This is a genomic window from Actinomadura monticuli, assembly GCF_041463655.1.
Classification (GTDB): Bacteria; Actinomycetota; Actinomycetes; order Streptosporangiales; family Streptosporangiaceae; genus Spirillospora; species Spirillospora monticuli.
Genome location: NZ_JAXCEI010000001.1, coordinates 597,139 through 613,014 on the forward strand (window position 1 = coordinate 597,139; position 15,876 = coordinate 613,014).

The following is a 15,876-nucleotide window of genomic DNA, read 5'->3' on the forward strand; positions in this document are numbered from 1 at the left end:
TGCCATTATCTGCGCTGACTGGACCACGGGGGAAGTTCCCGCCGCCCAGCGCCGCATGCGAATCCCACCGTGGAGGTTGGCGTGGCCCTGAAGCCCGGAGCTGAGGCCGTGCCGCCCGAGACCGAGTGGCCGGCCGGCCTGGACGTGCGCACGCTGCTGGAGGAGGGCTGGCGGCCGACGCCGTTCCACGAGTTCGTCCTCAAGATTCACAGCAGGTGCAACCTGGCCTGCTCGTACTGCTACATGTACGAGATGGCCGACCAGAGCTGGCGCGGCCAGCCGCGCCGGATGGCGGACGCGACCATCGAGACGGTCGCGCGGCGCATCGCCGAGCACGTCGAGTCGAACGGCCTGTCCCGCGTCGAGCTGATCCTGCACGGCGGCGAGCCGCTGCTCGCCGGGCTCGACGGCCTGCGGCACGCCGTCACCGCCGTCCGGTCGGCGGTCGGCGGCGGCGCGACGGTGAACGTCGGGCTCCAGACGAACGGGCTGCTGCTCGGCCCGGACTTCCTCGACCTGTTCGCCGAGCTGGACGTGCGCGTGAGCGTCAGCCTGGACGGCGACGAGGAGGGCCACGACCGCCACCGCCGGGCCCCGAACGGCGGCGGCAGCTACCACCGGGTGGTGGCCGGACTGGAACGGCTCCTCCGACCGCCGTACCGGCACCTGTTCGCCGGCCTGCTGAGCACGATCGACCTGCGCAACGATCCGGTGGCCACCTACGAGGCGCTGCTGAGGTTCGGGCCGCCGTCGCTGGACTTCCTTCTCCCGCACGGCACGTGGGAGGCCCCTCCACCGGGCGCCGCCTCCGCCGACTCGACGGGCGCCTCCGGCGCCCCGTACGGCGAGTGGCTCGTCCAGGTCTTCGACCGGTGGTACGGGGCGCCGGTCCGCGAGACGCGCGTCCGGCTGTTCGACGAGATCATCCGGATGGTGTTCGACCGCCCGTCCCGGATGGAATCGGTCGGCCTCTCCCCCTTCGCCACCGCCGTCGTCGAGACCAACGGGGCCATCGAGCAGGTCGACACGCTCAAGGCCGCCTACGAGGGCGCCACCCGCACCCCCCTGCACGTCTCGCGCGACAGCTTCGACGACGCCCTCATGCTGCCGTCGTTCGCGGCCCGACAGATCGGCCTGCGCGCACTCTCGGACGAGTGCCGCGGCTGCGACCTCGTCCGGATCTGCGGCGGCGGGCTCTACCCCCACCGGTACCGGGCGGGCAGCGGTTTCGCCAACCCCAGCGTCTACTGCCGCGACCTCTCCCGGCTGATCTCGCACATCGCCGCGACCGTCCGCCGGGACGTGTCCGAGCTCCGGGAGAACGGGCGGCGCCGCATCGCAGTCCACGGCCGGAAGGACGGAACCGAGTGACGAATCCGACTCGCCACGCCGTGCCCGACGAGGTCTTCCTCGATCTGGCGGCGGGCGGTGGCGGCGCCGGGGCCGTGGCGGCGCTCCAGGCGGCCCAGCAGAGCAGGCGGCTCCTGCTGCTGCACGGCGTGCGCGATCTCGCGGCGCGGGCCGACCCGGACCGCGCCCGGCCGGTCCGGGACGCGTACGCGCTGATCACTGCGGTGCAGCGGGCCGACCCGGCGGCGGCTCGGGCCGTCCTCGGCTACCCGACCGTCGCGTCCTCGGCGCTGCGGGCGTTGACGAACCTGTCCGGCGCGTCGCCCGACCTCCAGGACTGCGCCGACCGGTTGGCCGCGATCGCGGCCGCCGCCGCGATCCGCGCCGGGTTCCCGGCCTCCGTCGAGCTCCCGGCGACCGGGGCGCGGGTCGTGCTGCCGTCCCTGGGGATGGCGAGCGGAGTGGGCGGCGACCGCGTCACGGTCCGGTCGGGGCCGGGCGGAGCCGCGGTGGGCGCGGTCATGCTCCCGGCGTCCCCGGACGAGGACGGGCCGGGCTGGACCGCGCTGTACCGCCTCGCGGCCGAACACGACGGCGTATCCGTCGGCGTCACGCTGGACGAACTGGACCCCGATCGGATGCCCGGCGCGGACCTCGCCCCCCGGCCGCTCACGCCGGAGCAGATCGCGCGCTGGCGGACCACGCTCGACGCGGCGTGGGCCCTGCTGGTCGACCGGCACCGCGCGGTCGCCCACGAGGTCCGGTCCCTGATTAGCGCGCTGACGCCGCTGGCCGCGCCCGCCGGCGCCGAGAGCAGCGGGACCTCCACGAAGGCCGTCGGGAACGTCGGGATGACGCCGCCGCGCGACGCCCGCGGGCTGGCCGTGACGCTGGCGCACGAGGTCCAGCACGTCAAGCTCACGGCGCTGATCGACATCGTCCCCCTGACGCTGCCGGACGACGGCGGCCGCTACTACGCGCCCTGGCGCGAGGATCCGCGCCCGCTCGCCGGGCTGCTCCAGGGCGCCTACGCGCACCTCGGCATCACCGGCTTCTGGCGGCGCGAGCGGACCGCGGGCGAGGGCGGCGCGGCGGAGCACGCGCACATCGAGTTCGCCCGGTGGCGGGCGGCCACCGCGCGGACGATCGTGACGCTGCTCGGCAGCGGACGGCTCACCGGCGCCGGCGAAACCTTCGTCGCCGAGATGGACCGCACGCTCGGGGCGTGGTGCGCCGAGCCCGTCCCGCCGGGCGCCGAGGCGCGTGCCGCCGCGGCGGCCGACCTGCACCTCGCGCGCTGGCGGGAACGGCCGCACGGCGAAGCCGTCGCCCCGCGGTGACCGGGCCCGCCCCGCGGTGACCGGGCCCGCCGCGCGGCGGGCGGGGACGGCGTCAGATCGGCGGCGGGTCGAAGTCGAGGTCCAGGTGCCGGTGCTCCTTGAAAGCGCGGACGTCGGGGTGCTCGTGCGGAAGCGTCCGGACGTAGCGCGCCTCGGTGTCGGCGGCCAGTTCCTCCGCGTCGTCCGTCCGGCCGAGCCTGCGCAGGTCGGCGGAGAGGTTGCCGGCGCAGGCCAGCGTCATCGGGTGGTTCTCGCGGGCGAGGCGGCGCAGCCGCGGCAGCGTGTCCTCGCCGATCGCGACGGCCCGTTCGAAGTCGCGCAGCTCGGCGAGGTCGCTCGCGAGGTTGGTCGCGACCGTCAGGTAGTAGTGGTGGTCCTTCCCGACGGCCGTCTCCAGGCTCGCGAGCGTGCGCTCGTTGAGGTCGCGCGCCTCCTGCGGCGAGGCGATCAGCCGCAGCAGCAGCGCGTGGTTGCCGGCGCAGGCCAGCGTGTACGGGTGCTCGGAGCCGTAGACCTTCCGGTAGCGCTGCACGGTGTCGGCCGCGAGCTCCAGCCCCTCCTGCGCCCGTTTCGCGTTGCGCCGCGCATTGGCGAGCGACATCGCCGCCGCGAGCGTGTCCGGGTGGTCGAGGCCGAACAGGCGGACGCACCGGCCGTGGACGTCGCGCGCCAGCTCCTCGGCGCGCTCCACCTCACCGAACCGCCGCAGCGCGGTGGAGAGGTCCTTGGCGGTCCGGAGCGTCCAGGGGTGGTCGCGGCCGAGGTAGTCGATGCCGTAGGCGTACGCCTCCTCGCCGACGTCGCACGCCTGGCCGTACTCGCCGTTGAGGCGGGTGGCCCGCGCGAGCCCGCCCCAGGTGGCCAGCAGGAAGGCGGCGCCCATCGTCCGGCCCGCCTGGTCGGCCAGGGTGAACGCCTCCTCGTGGAGCCGGACCGACTCGGGGAACCGGCTGTTGAGGCTGTTGTCCACCGCCAGGTTGTTGGTGGCGCGCAGGGTTCTCGGGTCGTCGGGGCCGAACGCCTCGACGTGCGCCGCCCGCGATTCCTCGTCGTGCTTGAGCGCCTCGCGGAACCGGCCGCTGGCCCGCAGGTCGGCGCCGATGCTGTTGATCAGCGGGAAGGTGTCGTCCTTGGGCAGCCCGGCGGCGCGCATCTTCTTCAGGGTGTCCTGGTTGAGCTCGTACGCCTCGCCGTAGCTGCCCAGCTCGCGGAGGATGTTGCCCTTCTCGCGCAGGCCCCGCAGGGCGTCGGCGCCGGGCGCCTCGCGGCTCTGCGACCAGTGCTCGATGAAGCGGTCGACGTAGCGCAGGGCCGAGGAGAAGTCGCCGGAGAGGAACAGGTACCGGATCATGTCCAGGGCCATGGACCGGACGTCGTCGTCCGTGCTGGTCTCCAGCTCGGTCGGCTCGAGGTGCGCGACCAGGTTGCGGAACGACTCCCAGTAGGTGGCCTCGTCGGGGTTCTGCGGCAGCGCGGAGACCAGCAGCTGGTGCACGTCCGCCCGGATCTCCTCCTGCTCGGCCGGCGGCAGCGCCTCCCGGACGAGCGCCTGGATCAGCCGGTGGACCTGCACGGTGCGGCTGTCCAGGTCGACCCGCAGCAGGGCGTACCGGCCCAGCTCGCCGATCGCCTGGCTGAGCCGGATCGGCTTCGACAGCAGCTCGGCGAGCTGCGGGCGCTGGACGACCCGCGCCCGGAACACGTCGCGCGGGATCGGCTCCGGGCCGAACAGCGCGCAGCAGCGCAGCAGCTCGACCGCCTCGGGCATCCGCTGCTCCAGGTTGGTGACCGAGATGCTCCACGCGGCCGTCATCGACATCGGGTACTCGTTCGGCTTGCCGACCGAGAGCAGGTGCCCGGTCTCGCGGTGCAGGGCCTCCAGGTAGTCGGACGGCGTCATGCCCGTCTGCGCGAGCAGCGCCCCGGCCTGCTCCAGGGCGAGCGGCAGGTCGCCCAGTTCCTCGGCGAGCTTGTCGGCGTGGTCCGGGCTGATCGAGGTCGAGACCCGCTTGTGCAGGAACTCGATGCTCTCCTCGCGCGCGAACACGTCGACGGAGATCGTCTCGACGATGTCGCCCCAGCGGTTGTTCCGCGAGGTGAGGAGCACGTGACCCGGCCCCCGGGGCATCAGCTCGTTGATGTCCTCGGGCTGGTCGGCGTTGTCGAAGATCAGCAGCCAGCGGTGGTAGGGGTGGCCGCGGCGCAGCGCCTCCAGCACGGCGGTCGCCGCGTCGCCGACGCTCGTCGCGGCCGTCTGCGGAAGGTCGAGGGAGGGAGCGAGCTGGGCGAGCGCCGAGCGGATCATCATGGGCTGGTCGGCCGGCACCCACCAGACCAGGTCGTAGGAGTCCTGGTAGCGCCAGGCGTACTCGATCGCCATCTGGGTCTTGCCGACGCCGCCCATGCCGTGGAGGGCGTGCAGCGCGACCGTGGTCGACGACTCCTCGATCTTGGTGCGCAACGCCTCCAGCAGGTCCCCGCGCCCCGTGAAATTCTTGTTGCGCAGCGGCACCTTGCCCCACACCGCCGGACCCCGTCGCTGGCCTTCCCCGGTCTGCAAACGGTCCACAAGTCGCCTCCGGCGGGTTGGCTTGTCCCGGCACCAGAATAGCGGAAGAGTCAACGACTCCATAGAGTGCTTTTACGGGCTTTAGTGATAATCAGTTAAGTGCAAGTGCATATCCACGCAAGGGCTCTACCGATCGCCCCAGAGCTCACGTACGGTTCGATGGGTTAAGCTCGTCCCGGTGATGTCGGAGAACCGGCGTTGAGGAGACTCACATGCAGCCCCAGCAGCGCAATGACGCGCAGAGCTGTCTGATCGACGTGTCGGCCATGTCGCTCGACGACCTGGAGGGCCTCGACCAGTCCGCGCTCGGCCTGGCCATCCAGGAGCTCCTCGACCCCGGACGGCACGACGGCACGCCCGTCGCGCGGTTCACCTCGTACACCGACGGCGCCGACTGACGCGCCCCATCGGCGGCGAGCCCGCAGCGGGCCATCGGACGTCGGGGCCTGCGAGTCCCGAACCGGCCCCCGGGCCCGGTGCGCCCAGGCGCAGGGTCGGCGACGCTTACGGCGGGCACGGCCGCCAAGACGCGCGAGGACGCCCGGCCCGCCCGGCCCGCCCGGCCCGACTTGACCACGAGCATGTGCGCGGACTCGCTTTCTTCAAGGCCGAATCGCAGCCTTTACAGGCGACATCCGGTCTTTGTTTATCCGGGCTGCGGCAATGCGAGTCCGATGAAGAGCGGCACAGGCGCCATTGCAGCGTTCCATTCGAATTGATGCCGGCCATCTTTGGCAGGCCGTCCGGCAGAACGAGCACAGGCCGGTCGGGTTGAACCCGCCCGCCTTGCCGAGTGCGAACGCGAAGCGCAGTGCCATCCCCGGTAAGCCGGTCGCGCGTTTCAGCGATCAGGTAGGCACGCTCGCTCGGGGTGACCGAAGGGTGCGGCCCGCACACGGTGAGGCGTGCGGGCCACGTTCGTTGGCCGTTTTCTGAGGACCACCCTCTGGCGCCAGTGACGCCACATGGCGCCCGTCGGCGCTCACCCGACGGTGAGAACGCCGCGGAGTTTCGCCGGTCCTCGTCGCTGTCGACGTGCAGGTTGGCCGTGGAGCCGTTTCGATAGCGTGAATGCCGGGGGGCGGCGCAGCGTGCGGAATTGTTCGAACGCCGTCGCGCTGATGGCTACATCTGGCCGGCGAACCACGACCTGTGCCGCGTCCCCATCGCGAACCCGACCCTCGCGTACCCGCTCTCGCTGATCCTCCCCATGACGGTGGAGTTCGTCAGGTGGCGGGCGGCGGGGTGAGGGACGGCGTCCTGGCGGCCAGCAGGGAGGGGACCAGCCAGCGCCGCAGGAAAGGCCGCGGGTCGACGTCGTCGGGGCGGGGCCGCTCGGGCCCGGGGACGTAGGAGTGCAGCAACCGGAGCAGGTATTCGGCGAGTCCGTCCAGGTCGGCGCCGGTGTAACCGAGCTCCTCCCAGTCGATCCGGAGTTCCCGGAGGAGGTCGGTCGTGAGCATGATCGCGGTCGGCGACAGCAGGGCGATGCCGAAGCTCGTGGTGGCGCCGGTGGCGAGGAGCAGGCCGACGTAGGGCTCGCGGGGAACGCGCTCGATCACGTGGGCGACCAGCTCGACCAGGATCTCGGCGGGGTCGTCGAGGCCGGCGACGTGGGCCTTGAGGCGGTCGGCGAACTCGCCGGCGGCGGCCAGCGAGGTGGCCTTCAGCACCTCTTCGATGTTGCGGTAGTACCGGTAGATGGTGGCGCGGGTGACGCCCAGCTCGTCGGCGACGTCGGTGAGCCCGGTCTTGCGGGCGCCGTAGCGGTCGATGCAGCGGGCCGCGGCGGCGACGATCCGCCGCCGCGCCTCCTGGTCGCTGCCGGGCGGATCGCCCCGCCACCCGTGCGTGCGCATGGCCCTCATTCCATCAGACGATCCCGGCACCCTTGACAGTACACAGAATCGAACTATGTACTGTCGTATGCCCGGACGCCGTCCCGGCATACCGCACGAGGCCGAATCGGCGCGAGGTCGGTCTCCGCCATCCCGGCCGAGGTGCTGCCTTCATGTCGCCGACCACCCGAGTGACGTCCGATCAGCCGGTCAACGACGCGGTCAACCTGGTCAGCGGTGACTTCTGGGGACGTGACCCCCACCCCGAGCTCCGCTGGATCAGGGAGAACGCGCCCGTCTACTGGGACCCGCACGGCCAGGTGTGGGGGGTGTCGACCTATGACGCGGTCAAGTACGTCTCCCGCAACCCGGCCCTGTTCTGCAACGGCGGCGGCATCCGCCCCGACGCCGACCCCATGCCGATGATGATCGACATGGACGATCCGGAGCACAAGCTGCGCCGCAAACTGGTCAGCGCGGGGTTCACGCCGCGCCGCGTCGCCGACCGCCGCGCCTACCTCGAACGGCTCTGCGACGAGATCATCGACCGGGTCTGCGAACGCGGCGAATGCGACTTCGTCGCCGACCTGGCCGCGCAGCTGCCGCTGATCGTGATCGGCGACGCCCTCGGCTTCGCCCCGGAGGACCGCCAGACGCTCCTGGACTGGTCCGACGACATGCTCCGCGCCCTGACGGGCGGCGACGACCCCGACCTGATGGTCCGCGCCACCGCCGCGTTCGTGGGCTTCAACGACTACACCTCCGGTGTGGTGGCCGACCGCCGCACCTGCCCTCGCGACGACCTCATCAGCGCCCTCACCCACGCCACGGTCGACGGCCGCCAGCTCGACCACGACTCCCTGCTGCAGGAGGCCCTGCTCATCCTCATCGGCGGCGACGAGACCACCCGGCACGTCATCTCCGGGGGCATGTGGCAGCTGTTCCAGCACCCCGGCCAGCGCAAGGCCCTGGCCGCCGACCCCGGCGCCATCCCCACCGCCGTCGAGGAGATGCTGCGCTGGGTCTCCCCCATCAAGAACATGGCCCGCACCGCCACCCGCGACACCGTCCTGGACGGACGCGAGATCGCCGCCGGCGACACCCTCCTGCTGCTCTACCCGTCCGCCAACCGCGACGCCCGAGCCTTCACCGATCCCGACACCTTCGACACCACCCGTCGCCCCAACGACCATCTGGCCTTCGGCAACGGTCCCCACTTCTGCCTGGGCAACAGCCTCGCGCGCCTGGAGCTGGAGGTCATGTTCACCAAACTCCTGGCCCGCCTGCCGGATCTGGAGCCGCTCAGCCCGGACGAACCCGCCCACCGTCCCGCCAACTTCGTCTCCGGCTACGAGAGCATGCCCGTCCGCTTCACCCCGGTCCGGCCCGTCGTGTCCTGACCCCCGGCGATCCGGGCCCACGCTGCACGGAAGGACGAATATGAGCTCCCGCCCGGGCGGCACCACCTACGACATCGACGCCAACACCGTCATCTGGGAGTTCGTCTCCCGGTTCCGTCTCCCCTGACGGACGCCGCGAGGCCCCGCACGATCGGCGCGATGAGCGCTCCCCGCGAACAGGACCGCCCTTTCGGGCAGGATGCTCGTGGGGCTGCAACGGCCGATCGGGAGGCAGGACGTGATGGACGAGTTCGACGTCGTGGTGGTGGGGGCGGGGCCCACGGGTGAGAACCTGGCGGATCGGGCGCACGCCGGCGGGCTGAGCGTGGCGGTCGTGGAAAGCGAGCTGGTCGGCGGGGAGTGCTCCTACTGGGCGTGCATGCCCAGCAAGGCGCTGCTGCGTCCGGCCGCCGCCCTCGCCGACGCGCGGCGGGTGCCCGGCGCCCGCGAGGCGGCGACCGGGACGCTGGACGCCGAGGCCGTCCTCAAGCGCCGCGACGAGTTCACCTCGCACTGGAAGGACGACGGCCAGGTCGACTGGCTGGAGGGCGCCGGGCTCGTCCTGGTGCGCGGGCACGGGAGGCTGGACGGGCCCCGGCGCGTCGCGGTCGACACCCCGGACGGCGGGCGGCGGGTGCTGACCGCCCGCCACGCCGTCGCGGTCTGCACCGGCACCCGCGCCGCGCTGCCCGGCCTGCCCGGACTGGCCGAGGCCCGTCCCTGGACGAGCCGCGAGGCGACCTCCTCCGAGCGGGTGCCGCCGCGGCTCGCCGTCATCGGCGGCGGCGTGGTCGCGTGCGAGATGGCCACCGCCTGGCGGGCGCTCGGCAGCGAGGTGGTGCAGCTGGTCCGCGGCTCACGCCTGCTCCCCCGCATGGAGCCGTTCGCCGGTGAGGCCGTGGCCGAGAACCTGCGCGCCGCCGGAGTCGACGTGCGCTTCGACACGTCCGCCGCCGAGGTCCGCCGCGAGGGGGCGGTGACCCTCACCCTGGACGGCGGCGGCACGGTGACCGTCGACGAGGTGCTGTGCGCCACCGGCCGGACCCCGGCCACCGCCGACCTCGGGCTGGAGACGGTCGGGCTGGCGCCGGGCCGCTCGATCGAGATCGACTCCACCGGGCTGGCGGCCGGCGTGCCCGGCGCGTGGCTGTACGCGGCCGGGGACGTCAACGGCCGCGCGCTGCTCACCCACCAGGGCAAGTACCAGGGGCGGATCTTCGGCACGGTGATCGCCGACCGCGCCGCCGGACGGCCGCTGGACACCGCCGACTGGGGACGCAGCGTCGCGACCGCGGACGAGCGGGCGGTGCCGCAGGTCGTCTTCACCGATCCCGAGGTCGCCGCCGTCGGCCTCACCCTGGAGGACGCGACCCGCGCGGGACGCCGGGTGCGGGCGGTCGACTACGAGATCGGGGACGTGGCCGGCGCGTCCCTGCACGCCGACGGCTACCAGGGCCGCGCCCGCGCCGTCGTGGACCTGGACCGCGAGATTCTGCTCGGCGCCACCTTCGTCGGGTCCGGCGTGGCCGAACTCCTCCACTCCGCCACGATCGCGGTGACGGGCGAGGTGCCCGTCTCCCGCCTGTGGCACGCCGTCCCCTCCTACCCCACCATCAGCGAAGTCTGGCTGCGCCTCCTGGAGACCTACCGCGGCTGACCAGGTGGCCGGCCACGGCGATCCGACTCCCCGGATTCAGACGATCCGGCGGATGATCGACACGGCGCGGGCCAGGTGCGGCTCCGTCCGGCCGGTCCGGTGGGCGATCGCCAGGTCGACGGTGACGCTGGGCCGCGCCAGGGGCCGGTAGGCGACGCCTTCGAGGGCGAGGGCCGTCACCGGCTCCGGGACGACGGCCACGCCCAGGCCACCCGCGACGAGGGTGACCAGCGTGGACGTCTCGCCGACCTCGTGGCGGACGCGGGGCTCGACGCCGGCGTCGCGGAAGAGCCCGAGCACGACGTCGTACATGACCGAGCGGCGGTCCGCGGAGTGCACGATGAGGTCGGCGTCCGCCAGCTCGGCGATCCCCACCCGCGCGAGGGCGGACAGGGGGTGGCGCGCGGGGACGGCGACGACGAGCCGGTCCCGGCGCAGCGGCAGGACGGTGAGCGAGAGGTCCGCGATCGGCGGCCGCAGCAGCGCCAGGTCGATCTCGCCCGTCCGCAGCGCCGCGACCTGGTCGGGCACGAGCATCTCGCCGCGGAAGGAGAAGTCGACGCCGGGAAGCTCCGTGGAGAGGTCGCGGGAGAGCGCGGGCAGCAGGCTGTAGGTCGCCGACCCCACGCAGCCGAGGGCGAGATGGCCGACCGCGCCGGCCGCGACCCGGCGGGCCTCGTGCGCCGCCTCGTCCACCTCGGCGAGGATCCGCCGGGCGCGGGCGAGGTAGGCGCGGCCCGCGTCGGTGAGGTCGACCCGGCGCGTGCTCCGGCGCAGCAGCGGCACGCCGAGTTCGGTCTCCAGCCTGCGGATCGCCTGCGACAGCGGCGGCTGGGCCATGGTGAGCCGCTCGGCGGCCCGGCCGAAGTGCAGTTCCTCGGCGACGGCGACGAAGTACCGCAGGTGGCGCAGATCCATATCAGGAGCGTCTTAATAAAGGCGGATATTGATACTTCACTGTATCAAGGCGGGCCGCCTAGCCTCGATGCCATGACCTCCTACCTGTACTCCGCCGTCCGGACGCCGTTCGGCCGCTTCAACGGCGCACTGTCGGGCGTCCGGCCGGACGACCTCGCGGCCGGCGTGATCACCGGGCTGCTGGGCCGGGCGCCGCGGCTCGACCCGGCCGCGGTCGGCGAGGTCGTCTGGGGCAACGCGAACGGCGCGGGCGAGGACAACCGCAACGTCGGCAGGATGGCCGCGCTGCTCGCCGGGCTGCCGACGAGCGTGCCGGGCTCGACCGTCAACCGGCTGTGCGGCTCCAGCCTCGACGCGGCCATGATCGGCTCCCGGACGATCGAGACGGGCGACGCCGACATCGTCCTGGCCGGCGGGGTCGAGTCGATGACCCGGGCGCCGTGGGTGCTGCCGAAGCCCGCCAAGGGGTTCCCGGCCGGGAACGTCACCGCCGTGTCGACCACGCTCGGCTGGCGGCTGGTGAACCCGCGCATGCCGCGGGAGTGGACGGTCTCGCTCGGCGAGGCCAACGAGATCCTCCAGGAGAGGTACGGCATCGGCCGGGAGCGGCAGGACGCGTTCGCCCTGCGCTCCCACCGGCTGGCGGCGGCCGCCTGGGACGACGGCTTCTACGACGACCTGGTCGTCCCGGCCGGCGACCTGAAGCGCGACGAGGGCGTCCGCGCCGACACGTCCCTGGAGAAGCTGTCGGCGCTCAAGCCGAGCTTCCGCCCGGACGGCACCATCACCGCCGGCAACGCCTCGCCGCTGAGCGACGGCGCGTCCGCGCTGCTGCTCGGCTCGGAGGGCGCCGCCGACCGGATCGGCCTCGACCCCGTCGCGCGCATCGCGGGGCGCGGCGCGTTCGCGCTCGACCCGCAGGACTTCGGCTACGCCCCCGTCGAGGCGGCGAACCGCGCCCTCGCGCGGGCCGGGATCGGCTGGGACCGGGTCGGCGCGGTGGAGCTGAACGAGGCCTTCGCCGTCCAGTCGCTGGTCTGCGTGGACGCCTGGGGCATCGACCCGGAGATCGTCAACACCCGGGGCGGCGCGATCGCGATCGGGCACCCGCTCGGGGCCAGCGGCGCCCGCGTCCTCGGCACGGTCGCGAAGGTGCTCCGCGAGCGCCGGGAACGCTGGGGCGTCGCCGCCATCTGCATCGGGGTGGGGCAGGGCCTGGCCGTCGTCCTGGAGAACACGGAGGCGGGCGCGTGAGCCGCGCGGAGATCCTCGAAGGAGTCGACGAGGCGGTCCGCGGCATCGAGGACGGCAGCACCGTCCTGGTCGGCGGCTTCGGCTTCGCCGGGATGCCGTTCGACCTCATCGACGGGCTGATCCGGCAGGGCGCGACGGACCTCACCATCGTGTCCAACAACGCCGGCAACGGGGACGTCGGGCTGGCCGCGCTGCTCAAGGCCGGGCGCGTGCGGAAGGTGATCTGCTCCTTCCCCCGCCAGAGCGACTCCTACGTCTTCGACGGGCTGTACCGGGACGGGAAGATCGAGCTGGAGATCGTCCCGCAGGGCAACCTCGCCGAGCGGATGCGCGCCGCCGGCGCCGGCATCGGCGCCTTCTACTGCCCGACCGCCGTCGGCACCCCCCTCGCGGAGGGCAAGGAGACCCGGACCATCGACGGGCGCGTGCACATCCTGGAGTACCCCATCAAGGGCGACGTGGCGCTGATCAGCGCCCACCGCGCCGACACGATGGGCAATCTCGTGTACCGCAAGACGGCCCGCAACTTCGGCCCCGTCATGGCGACGGCCGCGACGACCACGATCGTGCAGGTCGGCGGGATCGTCCCGGCCGGTGGCCTCGACCCCGAAGCGGTCGTCACACCCGGCATCTACGTCGACCGCGTGGTGCGCGTCGAGGACCGGCACTACACCGTCCAGGGAGCGCGCTGACATGTCTCTGAGCACCGACGAGCTCGCCGCGATCGTGGCCCGCGACATCCCGGCCGGCTCCTACGTCAACCTCGGCATCGGCCGGCCCACCAAGGTCGCCGACCACCTGCCGGACGGCTCGGGCGTCGTCCTGCACACCGAGAACGGCATGCTCAACATGGGCCCCGCCGCCGTCGGCGAGCAGATCGACCCCGACCTCACCAACGCCGGCAAGGTGCCGGTGACCGAACTTCCCGGGACGTCCTACTTCCACCACGCGGACTCGTTCGCCATGATGCGCGGCGGCCACCTCGACGTGTGCGTCCTGGGCGCGTTCCAGGTCTCGGCCACCGGCGACCTCGCCAACTGGAGCACCGGCGCCCCCGACGCCATCCCCGCCGTCGGCGGCGCGATGGACCTCGCCATCGGCGCCAAGCAGGTCTTCGTGATGATGACGCTCTTCGACAAGAAGGGCGAGTCGAAGCTGGTGCCCGCATGCACCTACCCGCTGACCGGCGTCGCCTGCGTCAGCCGCGTCTACACCGACGTAGCCGTCATCGACGTGGGCCCGGACGGAGCGGCAGTCCGCGAAACCTTCGGCATCACGCTCGACGAGCTGCGCGACCGCCTCCCCATCCCCTTCAAGGACGCCTCGGCCCCCCGCTCCCGGTAACCGACACGAACACCGGCGACTCGCCGGACCGCTCCAGCGCGGCCGGCCCGGCCGCCTTCCGCTGCGCGGTCGATCCGGCGCAGTTCGTCCTGCGGTGCGATCACCAAGCCCCCCGCCCGAGGCGCGGGGTCGACACCCTCGGCAGGACGTTCAGCCCCACGGAGCCTCACGGTCGCGTGCTCCCTTCGGCTGGGCGCTCATCACCGGGGTGCGTGACACGTCTGACTTCGTCTTCTCCCGCGTCCGGCAGGGCGGGTGCGGGTGTCAGATCGCGCGTACGGCTGTTCGGACGTGCGCGGCGTACAAGCTGACAACAGCGATCTTCTTGTGAACACGCGCGGGAATCCGTGACGGTGGTCTTCGCCGCGGGCTTCACGGCCCGGCTCCCAAGCTCCCGCACTCAGGAGAATGCATGAAGCTGCCCTCACACGTCGCCGCCTTCACGGCGGCCGCCCTGCTCGCCTCCCTGACCGGAGCGTCCGGGACGTCGGCGGCGCTGGCGGCCGGCGCCGACGACCAGAAGGCCCTTCCGAGCGTGAACATGGAGGCCACCGTCAAGGCGGCCCAGATCGACCCGCGGCGGCCCGACGACACGCTGACGCCCGGCGCCAAGGCGAGCGTGCTGCTCGTCGAGCGGGCGCTGCGGGACCGGAAGCTGCTCGACGCGCGGTGGGTGGACGGCTACTTCGGCACCACGACGGTCGCCGCCTACGCCAAGTACCAGAAGTCGCTCGGCTACACCGGTCTCGGCGCCAACGGGCTGCCGGGCAGGACGTCGCTCGCCAAGCTCGGGGCCGGCCGCTTCACGGTCGCCCGCGCCATCGGGCCGGGCGACCGGGTGACCACCGGCGGCGTCCTCGTCAACACGCGGACGCGGGACATGCTGGCCGAGGCGGAGCGGCTGCTCGGCCGGAAACTCGTCCTCGAGCAGGGGTCGTACAACCCGGGCGGCGACCCCACGTCCGCGGGCACCCATGACGGCGGGGGCGTCGTCGACATCTCCGTCGACGGGATGGGCTCCGCCGCCCGGACCGCCGCCGCCCGCGCGCTGCGGCGCGTCGGGTTCGCGGCATGGGTGCGCAGTCCCGCGCAGGGCGACTGGCCGTGGCACATCCACGCCGCCGCCATCAGCGACACCGACCTCTCCAGCCAGGCGCAGCACCAGACCGGCGACTACTACCTCGGCCTGAACGGGCTCGCCGGCAAGGGGCCGGACGACGGCCCGGAGGTGGCCATCCGTACCTGGGAGGAGTACCAGCGCCGCTGACCCGTTCCGAAAGACCAGCTCCCGAACAGAAAGGCAAGAAACGATGAGTACGCTCGGCAAGATCCTCACCGTGTCGACCGCCGCGATCGCGCTCGGCGGCGCGGCGACCGCCCTCCTCGCGCCCGCCTCGGCGGCGAGCCGCAACGGCGTCTGCGAGAGCGGCGAGTTCTGCTACTACTACAACAGCGGCAACGAGGGGTCGGTCTCCGACTTCACCGGTTCGGTCGCCGACTACGGCACCACGCAGCCGTCCTGCTACGACTTCAAGGGCGCGGGCGCCGGCAAGGGCAAGTGCGTCAAGAACGAGGCCGCGTCGGTCTGGAACCGCAGCACCAAGACGGTCCGGGTCTACTACAACAGCAACTACGGCGGCGCCTACCAGGACTTCAAGGCCGGCGCCAAGGGCAACCTGAACGCCACCCTGAAGAACCAGAACGCCTCGCACCAGTTCTCGCCGTCGTCGCGGACGAAGATGACGACCGGGCTGTACAAGGCGAGCGGCGGCCGGATCACCTGCGGCTTCGACGGATACACCTCCACTCCCGGACGCCACGAGGGCATCGACATCGCCCGCGGCATCGGCTCCGACGTCCACGCCCTCGTGAGCGGCAAGGTCATCTACATCGCGCGCGGGGCCAACGGCAGCGGCGGGCTCTCCACGATCTCCATCTACAACTCCTCGCTGAACAAGACCGTCATCTACCTGCACTCGGCGCCGCGGTCGTCGCTGGCGGTCGGCCAGTCGATCAGCCGTGGCCAGATCATCGCGGACGAGGCGTGGCGCGGGGTGTCGTCCAGCTCCGCCGCGCACACCCACGTCGAGATGCGCCTCGGACGGCAGACGCACGCCGCCAAGAGCGTCAACGACCCGACCCTCGACAACCCGAACCCGACCTCGTTCTGGCACGCCCGGGGCTACAACATCGGATAGCGGCGCTG

Annotated in this window: 14 protein-coding genes; 11 read left to right on the forward strand and 3 right to left on the reverse strand. The window is 72.6% G+C overall.

Translation table 11 applies throughout. The annotated features are described in order from the left end of the window. Positions 1-81 precede the first annotated feature (81 nt). Both SM611_RS02910 and SM611_RS02915 read left to right on the forward strand, forming a co-directional pair. A complete protein-coding gene (locus SM611_RS02910) occupies positions 82-1,371 on the forward strand; it encodes an FxsB family cyclophane-forming radical SAM/SPASM peptide maturase (RefSeq protein WP_371947195.1) in 1,290 nt (429 codons plus the stop codon). Then, entirely contained in the window at positions 1,368-2,690 is a 1,323-nt protein-coding gene (locus SM611_RS02915; RefSeq protein WP_371947196.1) for an HEXXH motif domain-containing protein, read from the forward strand. The genes SM611_RS02910 and SM611_RS02915 overlap by 4 nt, the downstream gene beginning before the upstream one ends. A 52-nt stretch (positions 2,691-2,742) precedes the next feature. On the opposite strand, the gene fxsT is transcribed toward SM611_RS02915, so the two are convergent. Then, on the reverse strand, positions 2,743-5,214 hold the full coding sequence (gene fxsT / locus SM611_RS02920) for an FxSxx-COOH system tetratricopeptide repeat protein (protein WP_371947197.1): 2,472 nt from the start codon (positions 5,212-5,214) through the stop codon (positions 2,743-2,745). Positions 5,215-5,471: 257 nt separating this feature from the next. Here fxsT and fxsA point away from each other — a divergent pair, with 257 nt between their 5' ends. Together fxsA and SM611_RS02930 are read left to right on the forward strand one after the other, a co-directional pair. Beyond that, positions 5,472-5,657 carry an FxSxx-COOH cyclophane-containing RiPP peptide gene (fxsA, locus tag SM611_RS02925; protein ID WP_371947198.1) on the forward strand — a complete coding sequence of 62 codons (186 nt, stop codon included), beginning with the start codon at positions 5,472-5,474 and terminating at the stop codon, positions 5,655-5,657. 701 nt (positions 5,658-6,358) lie between these two features. Continuing rightward, on the forward strand, positions 6,359-6,508 hold the full coding sequence (locus SM611_RS02930) for a hypothetical protein (RefSeq protein ID WP_371947199.1): 150 nt from the start codon (positions 6,359-6,361) through the stop codon (positions 6,506-6,508). Here SM611_RS02930 and SM611_RS02935 read toward each other — a convergent pair. Further along, complete coding sequence (locus tag SM611_RS02935) at positions 6,486-7,118, reverse strand: TetR/AcrR family transcriptional regulator (protein WP_371947200.1); 633 nt, start codon at positions 7,116-7,118, stop codon at positions 6,486-6,488. The two genes, SM611_RS02930 and SM611_RS02935, sit on opposite strands and share 23 nt — an antisense overlap. A gap of 152 nt (positions 7,119-7,270) precedes the next feature. On the opposite strand from SM611_RS02935, the gene SM611_RS02940 reads away from it, so the two are divergent. Together SM611_RS02940 and SM611_RS02945 are read left to right on the forward strand one after the other, a co-directional pair. Beyond that, positions 7,271-8,497, forward strand: a complete 1,227-nt coding sequence (locus SM611_RS02940) for a cytochrome P450 (RefSeq protein ID WP_371947201.1) — start codon at positions 7,271-7,273, stop codon at positions 8,495-8,497. A 205-nt stretch (positions 8,498-8,702) separates the two neighbouring features. Next, a complete protein-coding gene (locus tag SM611_RS02945; RefSeq protein ID WP_371947202.1) occupies positions 8,703-10,154 on the forward strand; it encodes a dihydrolipoyl dehydrogenase family protein in 1,452 nt (483 codons plus the stop codon). A 36-nt stretch (positions 10,155-10,190) separates the two neighbouring features. Here the strand turns inward: SM611_RS02945 and SM611_RS02950 are convergent, their stop codons facing one another. Beyond that, positions 10,191-11,072, reverse strand: a complete 882-nt coding sequence (locus SM611_RS02950) for a LysR substrate-binding domain-containing protein (protein WP_371947203.1) — start codon at positions 11,070-11,072, stop codon at positions 10,191-10,193. 72 nt (positions 11,073-11,144) lie between these two features. Here SM611_RS02950 and SM611_RS02955 point away from each other — a divergent pair, with 72 nt between their 5' ends. The 5 genes from SM611_RS02955 (at position 11,145) to SM611_RS02975 (ending at position 15,868) form a co-directional block, all read left to right on the forward strand. Next, a complete protein-coding gene (locus SM611_RS02955; RefSeq protein ID WP_371947204.1) occupies positions 11,145-12,326 on the forward strand; it encodes a thiolase family protein in 1,182 nt (393 codons plus the stop codon). Beyond that, on the forward strand, positions 12,323-13,018 hold the full coding sequence (locus SM611_RS02960) for a 3-oxoacid CoA-transferase subunit A (protein WP_371947205.1): 696 nt from the start codon (positions 12,323-12,325) through the stop codon (positions 13,016-13,018). The genes SM611_RS02955 and SM611_RS02960 overlap by 4 nt, the downstream gene beginning before the upstream one ends. A 1-nt stretch (position 13,019) precedes the next feature. Continuing rightward, the gene (locus SM611_RS02965; RefSeq protein WP_371947206.1) at positions 13,020-13,670 is read left to right on the forward strand and encodes a 3-oxoacid CoA-transferase subunit B; all 651 of its coding nucleotides are present in this window, start codon (positions 13,020-13,022) and stop codon (positions 13,668-13,670) included. A 412-nt stretch (positions 13,671-14,082) separates the two neighbouring features. Further along, positions 14,083-14,937 carry a peptidoglycan-binding domain-containing protein gene (locus tag SM611_RS02970; protein WP_371947207.1) on the forward strand — a complete coding sequence of 285 codons (855 nt, stop codon included), beginning with the start codon at positions 14,083-14,085 and terminating at the stop codon, positions 14,935-14,937. 43 nt (positions 14,938-14,980) lie between these two features. After that, complete coding sequence (locus SM611_RS02975; RefSeq protein WP_371947208.1) at positions 14,981-15,868, forward strand: peptidase inhibitor family I36 protein; 888 nt, start codon at positions 14,981-14,983, stop codon at positions 15,866-15,868. Positions 15,869-15,876: the final 8 nt, after the last annotated feature.